This window comes from Selenomonas sp. oral taxon 137 str. F0430 (assembly GCF_000183625.1).
Lineage (GTDB): Bacteria > Bacillota > Negativicutes > Selenomonadales > Selenomonadaceae > Centipeda > Centipeda artemidis.
The window spans coordinates 470107-486557 of record NZ_AENV01000005.1; the positions used below are offsets into that span (position 1 = coordinate 470107).

The 16451-nt window shown below is 57.8% G+C and carries 11 protein-coding genes; 7 read left to right on the forward strand and 4 right to left on the reverse strand.

The genetic code is table 11. The features are described from left to right. Positions 1-39 precede the first annotated feature (39 nt). The gene (locus tag HMPREF9162_RS03490) at positions 40-1392 is read right to left on the reverse strand and encodes an HAD-IC family P-type ATPase (RefSeq protein ID WP_009752549.1); all 1353 of its coding nucleotides are present in this window, start codon (positions 1390-1392) and stop codon (positions 40-42) included. A 223-nt stretch (positions 1393-1615) separates the two neighbouring features. Between HMPREF9162_RS03490 and HMPREF9162_RS03495 the strand changes: the two genes are divergently transcribed. After that, positions 1616-3520 carry a fructose-bisphosphatase class III gene (locus HMPREF9162_RS03495; protein WP_009752497.1) on the forward strand — a complete coding sequence of 635 codons (1905 nt, stop codon included), beginning with the start codon at positions 1616-1618 and terminating at the stop codon, positions 3518-3520. A 77-nt stretch (positions 3521-3597) separates the two neighbouring features. Here HMPREF9162_RS03495 and HMPREF9162_RS03500 read toward each other — a convergent pair whose 3' ends face one another. Beyond that, entirely contained in the window at positions 3598-3909 is a 312-nt protein-coding gene (locus tag HMPREF9162_RS03500) for a hypothetical protein (RefSeq protein ID WP_009752591.1), read from the reverse strand. A gap of 212 nt (positions 3910-4121) precedes the next feature. Beyond that, complete coding sequence (locus HMPREF9162_RS03505; protein ID WP_009438246.1) at positions 4122-4484, reverse strand: PTS glucitol/sorbitol transporter subunit IIA; 363 nt, start codon at positions 4482-4484, stop codon at positions 4122-4124. Positions 4485-4676: 192 nt separating this feature from the next. Between HMPREF9162_RS03505 and HMPREF9162_RS03510 the strand changes: the two genes are divergently transcribed. Both HMPREF9162_RS03510 and HMPREF9162_RS03515 read left to right on the forward strand, forming a co-directional pair. Beyond that, positions 4677-6554 carry a glucose PTS transporter subunit IIA gene (locus tag HMPREF9162_RS03510; RefSeq protein WP_009752499.1) on the forward strand — a complete coding sequence of 626 codons (1878 nt, stop codon included), beginning with the start codon at positions 4677-4679 and terminating at the stop codon, positions 6552-6554. Positions 6555-6559: 5 nt separating this feature from the next. After that, positions 6560-8017 (forward strand): sucrose-6-phosphate hydrolase, encoded by a 1458-nt coding sequence (locus tag HMPREF9162_RS03515; protein WP_009752528.1) that lies wholly within the window; start codon positions 6560-6562, stop codon positions 8015-8017. A gap of 230 nt (positions 8018-8247) precedes the next feature. Here the strand turns inward: HMPREF9162_RS03515 and HMPREF9162_RS03520 are convergent, their stop codons facing one another. Further along, positions 8248-9021, reverse strand: coding sequence for an enoyl-CoA hydratase/isomerase family protein (locus HMPREF9162_RS03520; RefSeq protein WP_009752697.1), 774 nt, complete (start codon positions 9019-9021; stop codon positions 8248-8250). Between the two features lie 224 nt (positions 9022-9245). On the opposite strand from HMPREF9162_RS03520, the gene HMPREF9162_RS03525 reads away from it, so the two are divergent. The 4 genes from HMPREF9162_RS03525 to HMPREF9162_RS03540 all read left to right on the forward strand — a co-directional run bounded on the left by HMPREF9162_RS03525 (position 9246) and on the right by HMPREF9162_RS03540 (position 16439). Next, positions 9246-10796: a TolC family protein gene (locus tag HMPREF9162_RS03525; protein WP_175282238.1), complete on the forward strand. Its 1551-nt coding sequence runs from the start codon at positions 9246-9248 to the stop codon at positions 10794-10796. A 34-nt stretch (positions 10797-10830) separates the two neighbouring features. Continuing rightward, on the forward strand, positions 10831-15168 hold the full coding sequence (locus tag HMPREF9162_RS03530) for a translocation/assembly module TamB domain-containing protein (protein ID WP_009752678.1): 4338 nt from the start codon (positions 10831-10833) through the stop codon (positions 15166-15168). 28 nt (positions 15169-15196) lie between these two features. Further along, positions 15197-15823, forward strand: coding sequence for a sigma-70 family RNA polymerase sigma factor (locus tag HMPREF9162_RS03535; RefSeq protein WP_009752771.1), 627 nt, complete (start codon positions 15197-15199; stop codon positions 15821-15823). Positions 15824-15887: 64 nt separating this feature from the next. Further along, complete coding sequence (locus HMPREF9162_RS03540) at positions 15888-16439, forward strand: hypothetical protein (protein WP_009657276.1); 552 nt, start codon at positions 15888-15890, stop codon at positions 16437-16439. The last annotated feature ends 12 nt before the right edge of the window (positions 16440-16451 follow it).

A 16451-nucleotide genomic window follows, 5' to 3' on the forward strand; every position in this document is an offset into this window, starting at 1 on the left:
ATATATTTTACTATATAAGAATAATTTTTATTATAGCCGTTATCTTAGGGCATTTACCGCGAGCAAAACAAGCATTATAACGAGCGAACCAACGACGAAAACGAAAGGAAGTGCGATGCCTCCGAAGAAGGCGGGGGCACCTGCCGCAAGTACGGTGAAGAAAAGGAGGAAGAGGAATGCCAGCCCGCTGTTTTGTTTGGCGCGGGAACGAGCGGCATCTCCGGCATCGAGGAGCGCGGCGAGTCCCGGCAGTCCCTGTACATCGAGTATGATGTCGGGGGTATAGTTCTCCGTGCGTCCCTGGCTGCGCAGCGCCTGAGCCTCGAAGTATGCCGCATCCTCAGCCGGCATCAGAGGCTCGACGGGCTGCGCCGCGGGGGTGTCGGCATCAAGAGAACTGCGCAGAAGTTCTTCGTGCAGCGGATCTTTTTCTTCTGTTTCCGCATGCGGGCGAATGAATGAGGAGGGGCAGCCGATGCTGATGTCGGCGGCGCGCAGTGCGGGCTGATCCGCCTCCGGATCCCCAACCATTGCGACGACTGCGCCGCGCGATTGGAGCAGCCGGATCTCGCGCGCCTTGTCTGCGGCGGTGAGGTCACCGCGCACCTCGGCGATGTGGAGCTCCTTGCCCGTAGCGTTCGCAAGGCGCTTTGTCTCGCCCGTCAGCAGCATGAGGGTGAGCCCGCGGCGCCGCAGTTCGCCGAGCGTGCGCCTGACATCGGCACGCACGTCGTCGCGTACGGCGATGATGCCGCGCGCATATTTGCTTGAGCTGACGAAGAGCGGTGTCTGTCCGCTGGTCGCGAGCTGATCGGCACGGGTGAGGAGTGCGGCGCTGATCTCTACATCCTCATCCTGTAAAAATTCCTTCTTGCCGACACGTACGGGTGTACGTGCAATCAGTGCCTCCACGCCGAAGCTCTCGGTTTCGCGTGCAGCGGAGTGTCGCTGCAGGTGCAGACCGCGCTGCACCGCCGTATCGTAGATCGCATGTGCATATGGGTGCGACGCTTCGCGCTCCGCGCTTGCGGCGAGGGAGAGCAGAGAGCCTTGCGTCATGCCCTCTGGGACGAGTCCTGAGATAAACACACTGCCCTCCGTCAGCGTGCCGCTGCGGTTGAACGCAACGGTATCGACACGCATCAGCTCCGTGAGAGCGGCGGTTCTGCCGCACGTCACGGCGGATGCCTTGAGGCAGCGCTTGATGCGCAGCGCGATGAGCCGGCGTGATAGGATGAAGGGAAGCGGCGACGCGGCGAGGAACACGCCGACGAATACCTCAGACGCCGTTTCGAGCGCCATATCGCCCGCGACATACCAATAGCCGGCGACCACCGACGCGAGGATGACACTCCCGATGAAGTGGAAAAAACTCGAGAAATATTTTTTCAAGGACACTCGGCTCCTTTTTGAACGACAATTTTTCGAGAAAATTATACCATAGGCGAGGGAAAGAGACAAATTTATCTCACACGCCGGTGATATGGTAAATCATACAACCGGAAGCTTTCGTACTATGTCGCTTTTGCATCAGGAAACAGATTATTCATTTGAAATCAATTCGGTTCAATGTTAGAATACAGAAGAGTAGAAAAATTTTGTAGGAGGAAGCGGCATGAACACGCATCATGAAGAGGCAAATCGGGAGAAGGTGCTCCGCCTTATGGCGGAGAAATATCCGACCAAGGAGATTGTCTACGAAAAGATCGTCTATCTCCGCTCGCAGCTCATGCTTCCGAAAGGAACGGAGCATTTCATGAGCGACCTGCACGGCGCGTACGATTCGTTCTTTCACATCCTCAACAACTGTTCCGGCGTCATCAAGGAAAAGGTGGACTACTGCTTCGGCGAGCGCATGACGGAGGAGGATAAGGCGGAGTTCTGCACGCTCATCTACTATCCGCGCGAAAAAGTTGAGCAGCTTGCGGCAGAGGGGAAGAATACCGCGATTTGGTACCAGCAGAACCTCGCGAACCTCCTCGAGCTGACGAAGCTCATGAGCTGGAAATTCCCTGCGTCAAAGGTATACAGCTACATTCCGAAACGCTATGAGTCCGTCATCGTCGAGCTGATGAACACGCGTCCCGAGCAGGATGAGGCGCAGCTCTTTTACTATAAGCAGCTCATCGAAACGATCGTTGAGATCGGCGGAGGTACGGATTATATCGAGGCGTTCAGTGTCCTCATCAAGCGGCTTGCCGTCGAGCGCATCCACATCGTCGGTGACTTCTTTGACCGCGGTGACCGCCCTGACGGTATTTTGGACCTCCTCATGGAGCACCCCTCCGTCGATATTCAGTGGGGCAATCATGACGTTCTATGGATGGGCGCGGCGCTCGGCAGCGAGGTTTGCATCGCAGGCGTGATCCGCAACTCTCTCCGCTACCGCAATACCGACGTCCTCGAACGCGGCTACGGCATCAGCCTGCGTCCGCTCTCTACATTTGCCTCGCGCATCTATCCGGACGAAAACCCGATCAAGGCGGCGGAGCGCGCCATAACGATGATGATGTTCAAGCTCGAGGGCGCGCTCATCCGCCGCAATCCGGATTTCCGCATGGAGGATCGTCTGCTCCTCGATAAGATTGACTTCCGCTCGTCCTATGTCACGCTTGGAAACGGGCGGCGCGTTGAGCTAGAGAGCGCATATTTCCCGACCATTGACGACGGTACGGACTGCTACGAGCTGACCGAGGAGGAACGGCACATCATCGAGGATCTGCGCTCGTACTTCCTCGAGAGCAAAGTGCTCCAGCGCCATGTGGACTATCTCTATCAGCGCGGCAGTATGTATACGCGCTATAACGGCAACCTGCTCTTCCACGCCTGTGTCCTCCTCGACGAAGAGGGCGAGTTCCGCACCGTCACATATAAAGGAAAAGAATATCGCGGGCGTGCATGGATGGATTTCTGCGAGGAAAAGGCGCGCGAAGCGTGGAACGCGCGCACGCAGGAAGGGCTCGACTTCATGTATTTCCTGTGGTGCGGCCTGCTCGCGCCGACATCGGGGCGCTCGTTCACGACCTTTGAACGCTCGTTCATTGCCGACGAGAGCACATGGGAGGAGCCGTCCGATCCATATTTCCGCCTGATCAAGGACGAGCGCATCTGCGAGAAAATATTGGAGGAATTCGACCTCGACCCGAAGCGCGGGCACATCATCAACGGACATGTCCCCGTCAAGGTGAAAAAAGGGGAGAGCCCCCTGCGCGCGGGCGGTCGCGCGCTCGTCATCGACGGTGGATTCGCCGCCGCCTTCCGCGCCAAGACGGGCATCTCCGGCTATACGCTGATCTACAACTCGCGCGGCCTGCGCCTGCTCCAGCATCAACAGATCGCGAGCGTCAGAGACGCGCTCAAGGAGAACCAAGACATCGAGTCCGTCTCGCAGACCGTCGAACTCCAATCGCGGCAGACCATCGTGCGGGACACTGACCGCGGCGCCGTGATCGCCGCCGAGATCGCCGACCTGCATGAACTGCTGCGTGCGTATCAGAGCGGGCATATCAAGCCGGAGTGAAAGAGGAGATTACGTCTGATAACAAAAAGAGACTACTGCACGAACCTTCCTCGTGCGGTAGTCTCTTTCTGATTGTGTTACAGGCTGCCGGCTTTGATGACGTCTTCTAAATGGGTTTTATTGCTCGCGACAGCGGCAGAAAAATCATGATAGCTGCGATAGGCGCGTATCAGATTGACGGGCGCGATGAGCAGCGCTGTGAACCAGTGAAAAAGAGCCAGATTGCCGGCGGCGGAAAACGATGTGGGGACATATGGGTCGGGGGCGCCTCTCATCATGTAGAGGGAAATGGGGAACGACAGTATCCAAAGAGCAAGCAGCAGGAGCTCGGTCAAGTCTGAGAAGCTGCCAATGCCGCGTACATAGGGAAGTACAAAGAGTACGACCAAGACAATCCCTACAATGAAACGGCGGCGCAGTGATCTTATATGTTTTTCCTGCATCGCAATGAAGTTGGAGAAACATGTTGGGCAGAGGATGAATGAACCCAGATCAACGGCGCAAATGCGGCATAGGTGCTTATGACACTCCTCGCAGGACGCAACGGAAGGCGCACCGGGATGGTTAAAACATTCCATGAAAGTCTCCCAAAACGATGCGATTATTTTCCTGCAAAAGAAAAGGTGAGTCCCTGCATGAGCGAGGGGACGCTGCCGCCCTCGACTTCGATCTGCCCGGGCATCGAGCCGGTTGTGTTAAAGAGCAGTGTGCAGTGTCCGTTCTCGCGGATGGTATCGTTGGCGTTCTCGCCGACCCGTGTGACCTTGTATTTTTGCTTTCCAACGGTGAGCGTGTCACCGACGGAAATATCCTCCTTCAGCTCGCCCGGGGTATGCTCGACCACCATCTCGGCGAGGTTGGGATGCGTGCCGTCGTCGAGCAGGATCACGCTGCTGTTCGTTTCAAGGAATTTACGCGCCAGCTTGCCGATGGCGGTAGATGTGATTTCGTATTTTACGCTCATTCGTATGACCTCCCTGAATGATGACCCGAAATTCATATGAATCTCATTGTACCACAACGGTTTCTCCTTGTAAATTCTTTCACGGCGCCTTTATTGACAAGTGAAAGGGAACTTAGTACACTTGACTTCAATAGAAGGAATCATAAATTATCCGGGGGATTTCAAGGAAAAATTTTATAGGGGGGATTTGATATGCAGGACGTTCGTATTGACAGCCCGCTGCGCGGGCGGCTCATTCCTCTTTCGGAGGTATCGGATCCGGCATTTGCGAGCGGTGCGATGGGGCGCGGCGCTGCGATTGCCGATCCCGAGGGGCGCGTCGTTTCGCCGGTGGACGGCGAGGTGACGGTGCTCTTCGATACGAAGCACGCCATCGGGATTCATTCTTCAGACGGGATGGATCTCTTGATCCACGTCGGCGTGGATACCGTGAAGCTTGCGGGAGAGCATTTTACGGCGCATGTCGCACAGGGCGATACGGTAAAGCGCGGACAGCTCCTGCTCGAGTTCGATCCTGCGGGCATCAAGGCGGCGGGCTACGAGACAACGACGCCCGTCCTCGTGACGAATGCGGCGGACTATGGGAAGATCACGCTCACGCTGGACGGAGCGGAGATTTCCTCGGGCGGCGATGACGCTGCGGAAGAGCCGGCAGGCTCTGCGGAACGGGCATCCGTCATGGCAGCAGCGGAGACCAACATCGACCCTAATCTGCCGAAGGAGGAGCGCGTCGCAAAGCTCATTTGGAAATACGTCGGCGGGGCGGGGAATGTCCGCAGCGCGGAGCACTGTGCAACGCGTCTGCGTCTCATTGTGAACGATAAATCGATCATCGACGAGAAGGCGATTGAGAACATCGACGGGGTGAAGGGGCAGTTCTTTGCCGCCGCACAGTATCAGATCATCCTCGGCACGGGCTTTGTGGATAAGGTATACGAGGCGTTCGTCGCGGGGACGAATCTCGCGGGTGCATCCAATAGCAAGCAGGAGGCGTACGATCAGATGACGCCGCTGCAAAAGATTTCGCGCACGCTCGGCGATGTCTTTGTTCCGGTCATTCCGGTGCTTGTTGCGACAGGCCTTTTCATGGGACTGCGCGGGATGGTGCAGAGTCTCGGCATCGAGATGAACGAGAATCTCCTGCGTATGAGCCAGATCCTCACGGATACGGCGTTTGCATTCCTCCCCGCGCTCGTCTGCTGGTCGACGATGAATCGATTCGGCGGGACGCCGGTCATCGGCATCGTGCTCGGGCTGATGCTCGTTGCACCGCAGCTCCCGAACGCCTACGCAATTGCATCGGGCGACGCCGTACCGCTCAGCATGGAGCTCTTCGGCATTCCGATCCCCGTGGTCGGCTACCAAGGCTCGGTGCTCCCCGCACTTGTGCTCGGCATCTTTGCGGCACGTCTGCAAAAGTGGTTCAAGACCTTTGTGCCGGACATCATCGATCTCATCGTCACGCCGTTCCTGACGCTGCTCGTCTCGATGCTGCTCGGTCTGCTCGTGATCGGTCCCATCATGCACACGCTCGAGATCGGGATCTTCGGCGCGGTGCGCGCGTTCCTTGAACTGCCGTACGGCATCGGCGGCTTTATCGTCGGCGGTGTGCATCAAGTGATCGTCGTCTTTGGCGTGCATCATGTGTTCAACGCGCTCGAGGTACAGCTCCTCGCGACGACGGGCGTGGATCCGTTCAACGCCATCATCACGGGCGCGATCGTGGCGCAGGGCGGCGCGGCGGTCGCGGTGGCTGCGCGCACGCACGACGCGAAAAAGCGTGCGCTTTACATCTCCTCGGCGGTGCCGGCGTTCCTCGGTATCACGGAGCCTGCGATCTTCGGCATCAATCTGCGGTTCATGAAGCCGTTCCTCTACGGACTCGCGGGCGGCGCGTGCGCCGGCGCTGTGGCGGGATTCCTGCATCTGGCGGGGACGGGCATGGGCATCACGGTGCTGCCCGGCACGCTGCTCTATCTGGATCATCTCGCCGAATACATCCTCGTCAACGCGGTCGGCTTTGTCGTCGCCTTCGGCCTGACCTTCACATTCTTCCGTCCCGAGGAGTGAGCGCAGTGGAGAATTTTGACAAAGTGGAGATCGATGCGCGGATCGCGGCGGGATTTCCGCCGGTGCATCATCTGCACAATCGGCTGCACATCGAGATGCCGTTCGGTCTCATCAACGACCCGAACGGGCTCGTGTATCATGACGGTGCGTACCATATCTTCTATCAGTGGAATCCCTTTGGCTGCGCACATAAAAATAAGTCGTGGGCGCATACGTCTACACGCGATTTCTGCACCTACACGATGCCGACGCTTGCGCTCTGGCCGAGCGACGCGCACGATAAGGACGGCTGTTATTCCGGCTGCGGCACGGTGGAGGACGGGCGGCTACGCGTCCTCTATACCTGCAACGCAAAGGACGAGACGGGCGTCCGCAGCTCTGCACAGCGGTTCGGTACGCTCGTGCGGGGCGCGATTCGAAAGGAAGAGATCATCATCAAAGGGCCGCCCGCAGGATTTACGGCGCATTTTCGCGATCCCTATCTCTTTGACCGGGAGGGAACGCGGCATCTCGTCATTGGCGCGCAGACAACGGATGAGCGCGGCTGTGTGCTCATCTACCGGGAGCAGCCCTATGGATGGGAGTGCCTCGGCGAGCTCAAGACGCAGCTGAAGGACTTCGGTTATATGTGGGAATGTCCGAACCTGCTCTCATTCGGCGACTATGATGTGCTCGTGTTCTGCCCGCAGGGCGTACCCGCGCGCGATTATGACCGGCAAAATATCTATCAGGCGGGCTACATCGCGGGGCACGCGTCGATCGATGCGATGGAGATGCTGATGCACGGGCGGTTCAAGGAGCTTGATCACGGATTTGATTTCTACGCGCCGCAGGTCATGACGCATGAGGGGCGGCACATCCTCATCGGCTGGATGGGAATGCCCGACCGCGAGGCGGACTACCCTTCGCGCGAGGAAGGCTGGATGCACAGTCTCACGCTGCCGCGTGTCCTGACGCTGCGGCAGGGGCATATCTTCTCCGAACCTGTGCGCGAGCTCAAGGCGCTGCGCCACCGCGAGACGGAGCGCGCGCTGGAGGCGGCGGGGGAGAGCGAGTTCAGCACAACGCTCTACGATCTGACGGAAATCCTTTTGGATCTGACGCTCGGCGAGGCGTACAGCGTCTCGGTGGAGCTGCTCTTTGGTCTTGAAAAACTCGTGCTGCGGTACGATCGTCTCGCTCAGGTCATGCGCATCGACCGCACGGGCATGAAGCGCGGCGGGCGCGGCGAGCGGAAATTCAAGCTCTATGCCGAGCAGACGCTCTCCCTGCGGATGTACGTCGATCGCGGCGCGGTGGAGGTGTTCTTCCAGCACGGTGAGGAGGCGGCGACGATCGCGCTCTTCCCTGAGAAGAACATCCGCCCAACGATGCGGATCTTCTCCGACGTCGATATGGAGCAGATTTCGGGCGTCCTGTGGGAACTCGAGCCGCTGCATTTCGAGGGAGAAAGAAACGGGTAGGCGTCTGACGCCGGGAAACACCTCAAAAACAATTTGAAATCAAAAGGGGCTGTAACGAAATGCCCACAACAAAACAGGTATCACATTCAGATACCTGTTTTGTTGCGTTTAGTATTTGGTAAATACACTACATATTGTGTTTCTTACTTCATATAGAAAAAGGAGCTGCAACGAAATTGTGTAAAAACACTATTTCGTTACAGCCCCCCCTTTCTATATACGGAATCAACTCATCCTTGATTGAACTTCGGTTTGCGTCCTTCGAGGAAGGCTGTGACTGCTTCGCGATGGTCGGCGGATGCGCCCGCCTTGGCGAGATTTTCCGCCTCGAGGCGGCTGTAGTTCATGTATTCCCGGTAGAAGATTTCATAGTAGAGCTGCTTCTGCATGGCGATCGCGCCGAGAGGGCGGCGCAGGAGTTTTTCTGCGAAAGTCTGCGTCTCTTCGAGGAGCGATCCCTCCGCCGCGAGACGCGTGGCGAGTCCGAGGTAGAGCGCTTCCTCGCCGTAGACGGGGGCGCTGAATGCCATGAGTTCCGCGGTCTTTGCGAGTCCGACGATCTGATGGAGGTGGTAGATGCAGCCCGTGTCGCCCGGGAGCGCGACGTTCGAGAATGCAGTGAGGAGGTAACTCGACTCGCTCATGATGCGGAAGTCCGCGCCGAGAGCAATGCCGCAGCCGCCGCCCGCCGCCGCGCCGTTGATCATGGCGATGACCGGCTTCGAGCACTTCTTGAGTGCGAGCGAGGCTTCGCCGGTGAGCATGGAGAGCTCGTAACTGATGAACTCGAACGTCGCCATTTCGTTGATGTCGCCGCCTGCGGAGAAATTCTTGCCCGCGCCTGTGACGATGATGATTTTGACCGCGCTGTCTGCGTCGCAGCACTCGACGGTCGCAATGAAGTCGCGGAACATCTGCGTGTTGAGGGCGTTGTTTGCCTTTTGGCGGTCAATGGTGATCGTTGCGACGCCGTCCTCGACGGCGAGCTTGATATGTTCGTACATGAGAGCCTCCTTTTTGGCACAGTCTTGTTCAAAAATCTATGAACATTATAAAATATTTTAGGGCATTTGGTCAATGACGGCATGGAATGCGATATTTTGGCGGTTAATCCATAATTTAATTGAAAAAAAATGCGTCAACTGCTACAATGAGGTATCCTATCAATAGATTTTCGTTGTGTTGACACAGTTTTTGGAGCAGTCCGCCACTCGGGTGCATCCTGCTTATGGACGAGGAGGAAAGGGTTTTGAACAAAGGGAAAAAATTTGCGAAGCGTCTTGCACGGGCACTCGCACTGACTGCGGCGATCGGACTTTTTACGGGGACGGTCTCGGCGGAGACGGTAAAGGTGAGTCTCTCCGACAGCGTCCAGATGGCGCTTGAGAATAACCGCACGATTAAAGAATCCCTGACGGATGTGGACAGCGCACACTGGGCGCTCTCGAAGGCGAATCGGTCGATGGGACCGACGCTCACCTGGGAGTCGACGGCGAACCGTATCGGCGGCGAGGCGTATGAGCAGGCGCGATTGACCGGCATTAAATATGATTATAACTACGGCAATACGGGTACGGTCTCGATGCCCGTCTATAATGCGACACTGAATGCACAGCGGAAAGCGGCACGTTACGGACTGAACTCTGCAGATCTTACACTCGAGCAGACGAAACAGTCGATTCGCCTGACGGCGACGACGGATTATTTCAACATCCTGCAGGCGCGCAATCTCGTGAAGGTGCGTGAGGACGCTGTGGCGACAATGACGACGCATCTCTCGGACGTCAACGCGCAGCTGCGCGTCGGCACGGTCGCGCGCGCCGATGTGCTTGCCTCCGAGGTCGATCTTGCAAATGCAAAGCAGGCGCTCACGACGGCACAGAACAACTATCAGGTGGCGGTTGCGACCCTCAACAATGTCATCGGTCTGCCGACGGATACGGAACTGCAAATTGATGATGAGCTGCGCTATACGAAATACGATCTCGCACTTGAAGACTGCACGGACTACGGACTTCTCTACCGTGCGGATGCAGCGGCAGCACATTATGCGGTAAAACAGGCAGAGGCGAGCGTACGTGCGGCAGAGGCGGGCTATCATCCGACGGTCAGTGCAGCGGCGACACGCTCAATTGCGGGCGAGAATGCCTTTAAGGACGATCATACGAGCAGTAATCAGTGGGCTGCGGGGCTGAGTCTGTCGTGGAACCTCTTCGACAACGGCGTGACCGCAGCGCAGGTACGTTCTGCAAAGGCGTCGCTGCGCAAGGCGGAAGAGGCGCGTGCCGCGACAGAGGAGCAGGTTCGTCTCGATATACGTACGGCATATTTGAATCTGCGTGCAGCGGAGCAGAACATCGCGACGACGGAGACAGCAGTTGCGCAGGCAGAGGAAAATTATAAAATTGCACGTGTACGCTATAATGCAGGCGTAGGGACGAATCTTGAGGTCATGCGTGCATCGGACGATTTGACGACGGCGCGCATGAACTACTATACGGCGCTCTATTCCTACAATACGGGAAAGGCGACCCTCGATAGTGCGATGGGCGTTCCCGTCGATCTTGATGCCATGCAGTACCGCGCGGCGGAGGAAGAAGGCAAGCGTGCCAAAGGAGCACGTGAGGCGGCGCGGCTGCATGATGACGCGCTCTTTGAGACCCCTAAGGGGGATACCGTACGTGAGACGCCCGGCGTTCCTACATCTGCGTCAGCAGCGCAGGCAGTACAGCATGTAAATGCAGCGCACGACGCCTATGATAAGAGTATGAGCAAATAATAGGAGCGAATGATGCTCCCCGCAGAGGAGACCTATGAGACGGAAAGCGTATGTCGGGATTGCGATACTCGCCGCAATCCTTGTCTGCGCGGCAGCCGGCATCCACATCGTGCGCGCACAGGCGTTCATGACGCAGATCGGGGCGATGGCGGAGAGTCTCGCGGCGCAGACGCTCGGAACGGATGTGCACATCGGTGCGGTGCGGATTCTCTCGCTGCATGAAGTGTCGATCGACGATATTGTGATTTACGATAAGCAGGCGGAGGCTGTCCTGCGCGCCGATGAGGCGCGGGTGACGCTGCGCCTGCTTTCGTTGCTTTCGTCGCCCGAAGCATCTGTTGACGAGATTCGTCTCGCAGGGGCGCATGCACATATTGTGCAGCGTGCGGATGGGTCGTGGAATTATGCCGATCTGGTTCCGGAAACGACGGAGCCGAGTACCTTCACGGGGCGCATCCGCGTTGCGGATGCGGAGGCGGACATCACGGCCGACGGTCGTGCGGCGTCGGCAACAGGCATTACGGGGACGGTGGATATTGATCGCGGTGAAGCTGCATGGGATCTCGCCGGGGATCTCTCAGGCATAACGCTTCGGGTGCGGGGAGAGACGGCAGGGGGGACGCAGAAGCTCCTCTGTACGGCAGATGGTGCGGATCTCCTGCCCGTACTTGATCTGCTCCCGCAGGGAACACTTCCTGCAGAAATCACAATTCACACGCTCCGTGCTTCTCACATTGAGGGGCTGATGACGCGCACGGACGGCGTACTTGCGTTAGATGGACGCGCGGACGGGCTGGAAGGGACGGCGCTGCTCTATGGGACGGAAACAACGCTCCGGAGCGCAGCACTGCACTTTAACGAGCGAGAACTCTACATCGCAGCGACAGCGGAGGCAGAGGGGGAAACTGCGCGCATCGACGGAACGATCCGCTTTGACACGGGAGAGCCGTATCTCGATCTCAATGTGCGGGCACAGGATTTTGCCGTGGGGAAAATTCTCAAAAATGCGCCGTACGAAGGCGATGTTACGGCGGATGTCCGGCTGACCGGAACCGTGGGCGATTTTGCGGCCGCAGGCAAACTCACAGCGGCGCAGGGAACCGCTTACGGCGTACCGTTTACGGATGCATCGGCGGATGTCTCCTATGACGCCGGCGTCCTTTCGTTTCATGACCTCTCGGCATCGGCATTTGCCGGCACGATTGCGGGCGAGGGAAGGCTTGATACATCAGACCTTTCTTATATAGCGCATCTGACGACGAAGGGCGTGCAGGTCGCGCGGCTCTCTGCGGACGTCGATGCTGCTCTGCCGGTCGGCATTGAGGGAGCTCTTGATGCCGATCTCGGTATTGTCGGGCACGGCGCGGATCGGACGGCGCTGTCCATATCCGGCAGTGCCAACGTGATGAACGGCATGTACCGCAATATTCCTGTGGAACGTGCGAGCGCATCCTTTGCGATGCAGGGCGGGGACATCACGATCGATTTCCTCAGTCTCAATCTGCCGAATGATACGGATCTTGGCATCGAGGGGCAGATTACAGGCGGTTCTGCGCTTGATCTGCGCTTTTACGGCGGTCACGTCGATCTTTCTTTGCTGAATCGACTTGACGACCGCATCAATTGTTCCGGATTCTCGGATTTCAGCGGGACGGTACGCGGCGATATCCATGACCCTCAGGTCACACTGCAGGTGTCGGCAACGCGCGGCACATTGATGTATCAGCCGTTTGACAGCTTAATCTTTCGCGCAGAGGGATCCCTCTCCGGGATCGGGATTCATGATTTTTCAATGGAACGAAATGGGCGCGTGGTCTGGCTTGTGAACGGTACGGTCGGTTTTACAGGCGCACGCAATATTGATCTGCAAATCGACACCATCGGTGCGCGCATGGAGGATGTCGCGGCTCTTGTGGCACCGGATCAGCCGATTACGGGCAACATCGATAATATCATCAAATTTACGGGAACCCTCGATAACCCCCATGCCGTCGGCTATGTGCATTTCTACCGCGGCAGCTACGGCGGTGTCCTCCTCTCAGGGATGGACGGCGACTATTTCATGGAGAACGGCATCATTCGTCTGCAGGTGTTCCATATCTTCTCACCGATGGTCGATATGGTGCTGAATGGAGCCGTTACGTCACAGGGGATTCTTGACCTTGATGCCGAGGTGCGTGATCTTGACATGAAGCGGTTCCAGCACAAACTCCCCTATGAGGTGGAGGGACACGGCACGTTTGACGGCAAGATTGTGGGCTCCATTTCTCATCCCATTTTCCGCGGAGATCTCAAAGCGGACCGCATCGTGATGAACGGCACCGAGCTGACGGAGATTCGGAGCATCGTTCATTATGAAAACGGTATCGTCGAGATGGATCATACCGGATTCCGTCAGGGCGAGTCCGGCAGTGTGACGGCAAATCTGCGTTACGATACGCAGACGGAAGCCCTGCACGGGACGATGGATATGGAAAACTTTGATGTGGGAGCGCTCCTCGCGCTTGCAGATCAAAAAGAGGATCGCATCGCGGGTAAAATTACCAGCCGTGCATCCTTTGGCGGAACCCGGGACAACCCGTCCGCCGTGCTGACGGGGACAATTTCAGAAGGGACGGTCGCGGGCTATCCCGTGACCGACGTCGCAGTGGATATTTCATATGTCAACCATGTATTGACGATCAAGACGCTCGCGGGGAAACAGGGAAGCGGAACGTTCTCCGCTGCGGGAACGGCTGATTTTTACGGCACGTCGAACGTAGACATCACAGCGTCGGATATTGCGCTCGGCATGTTCACCGGGCTCGCAGGCATCCCCGACGAGGTGACGGGAACGGCGTCGGCCGCAGTGCATATCGGGGGCAATACGCAGAGTCCCGAGGTGGATATGAATCTCACGGCAGTGAACGGCGGCATTCACGGTTCCGCCTTTGACGAGCTGACGGGAGCGGCACAGCTGCGCGGCTCCGTCATTGAACTCAGCAGCCTTACGGTGAAAAAAACGATCGATGGTGTTGCCTATACGGCAAGTGCCCATGGAAAACTGCCCGTGCGCGCCCTGACGGCGGAGCGCGGCGAAACGCTCAGCTCCTACGAGCAGATCGATCTCACGCTGTCGCTCGACAACGCCGATCTCTCGCTGCTGCCTGTGTTCTCAGACCGCGTGGAATGGGCGCTCGGCAAGACGGAGGGCGGCCTGCATGTGCAGGGATCGCTCGCGGCACCGCGCATTGAAGGTTCTCTGCGTGTTACGGGCGGTGCCGTTAAAATTAAGGGCGTAGAAATTCCTATAACAGAAATGCAGGTGCAGATCGATGCACTCGGGGATTCCCTTGCCGTGCGCACCTGCACGGGACGGATGGGATCGGGCGGCTATATGCTGACGGGACAAACAAAGCTGAGCGGCGTCCGTCCGACTGCCTACGATTTCACACTTGTCATGAACGCGCTTGAGCTCAAAACATCGTTCTACGACGGGCCTTTTACCGGGACGCTGCATCTCACGGAGGATACCTATTGGGGAGAGACGCTGCCGAAGATTTCGGGCACGATCGATATTGACCGCGCGCTCATCTCCATTCCATCACTTCCGGATACGGAAGATACGCTGCCGAATATCATCCTGGATGTGGATCTTTCGGTCGATCGCCATGTGCATTTCTTTAGTCCAAATCTCTACGATATGCATCCCTCGGGGCATGTGCATTTTGGCGGGACGACCCGGCATCCGCGCACGACGGGACAGATCAGTGTGCGGCGCGGCGATACGGTCAGCTATCTGCGCACAGTGTTCAAGATTCGCGAGGGTACGGCGACGTTTAATCAGATGGAGTCGTTCCTCCCGGAGATCGATTTCTATGCGCAGGCGCAGCTCTCCCGTACGCGGGTATACCTCTCTGCACACGGACCGCTCGATCATATGGATTTCAAGTTGGGGTCATCGCCGGAGATGTCCGAAGAGGAGATTATTCGGATGCTCACATTGCGCAGTGCCTATAACAATGGAGAGAGCGGCATCACGGCGGCAGATCTGTTGTCGATAGGGCTTCAGATGAGCATCCTTTCAGAGGTGGAGGATACGGTGAAGAACTTCCTCCGGCTCGATGTGCTCCGCATTTCGAGCGGCAGCGGTGCGCTGTTTGAAACCAAGGATGATGAGGCGATCAAAAAACATGAGGACGAGTATAACATCGAGATGGGGAAATATCTTGGCGACCGCGTGCTTGTCCGCTATGTACAGGGACTTGGCGGCGCGGCAGATAAGCATCGCTATGGCGTCCAGTATGATTTCAATGATAAATTCGGCATATCCTACGATCGCGACGAAAGCGGGAAGCATCTGCTCGGCGTAGAGGCGCGGATTCGGTTCTAGAATATGCTTCAGGAAAAGAGGTGAGACCATGTTTGCAGATTATGTGAAAAAACTCTCCGCCGTCGAGAAATTGCGCCCCGACGAGGAGCGTGCGCTCTGGCGCGCTTATAAGGAGAAGGGAGACGAGGGGGCGCGGCGGCGCATCATCGAGGCATATCAGCCGCTCGTCTTTCGGGAGGTGATGCCGTATCGTGCACTGCCTGCCGTCATGGATGCGGTACAGGAGGGAACCATCGGTCTCATTGAGGCGGTCGAGCGCTATGACCCGGCGCGCGGTGTTGCCTTCAGCCTCTATGCGGTACACCGGGTGCGCGGATGCATTCTGGATTTCCTGCGGCGTGAGGGAACGGTGGATCTCCCCTGTCTCGAGGCATCGGATGAAATGCATGAGACGGCAAAGGAACTGATCGCCGCCGTGCAGCCCTCCGTCCCCGAACTCGCAGAGCATCATGCGCTCGTCGGTGTGCTTGGTGATGCGATGGCACGTCTGCCGCTGCAGGAGCGCCGCGTCTTGGAGGGCGTTACCATCGGCGGAACCCGGGCGCAGACGATGGCGCAGATGCTCGATGTGACCCCCGCGCATATCTATCGGCTGCAGCAGAGCGGCATTCGCCGCATACGCGGAATGCTCTCGCGTTTTATGCAGTACTGGTAAGACTTGAATCTATTACCCTGCTTGTAGTATAATCTAAGATATCTGTGCAAAAGGAGGTGCGGCGATGGATGCGGATCGCCAAGAACGGCAGAAGTCTATCTGTGCTGCCCGTGACTGGCTCTCGGGTGCGGCGGATGCCATTGCGGGTGAGGACGACCTCGCAGGTGATCTGAAGGTCATGCTCGCGCATGCGGAGCTCTCCCGTCTCGCCGCAGCGCGCAGAAAACGAGTGCGCCGCGTCCTGCGGTGGCTCGTTCCGCCCCTTGCGGCAGCGGCCGTATGGGCGGTGGTGTCGTGGAGCGGAGCACCGCCCGCAGAGCGGGCGCAGGCAGTACCGCCCCCACCCGCTGCTCCGCCGCAGGAGCAGCGCATTGAGACACGTGCACCTGTGACGGTACCTGTGCAGACGGAACAGGCGGCACATACCGCCGCGGAAACCGAGGGAGCAGCGCAAACGGCAGCAGCCCCCTCCGCACCGCAGGAGGAGCGTGTGCCAAACGCCGCTCAGCCGCAAGAGACGCAGGCGCCGGCGCCGCAGACAGGTTCCCATGAGACGATTCCCACCCGCGACATGCAGCGTCTGATGCAGGTCGGCGGTAAGATTTTAAGAGAATAGCCGAGTAGGAGG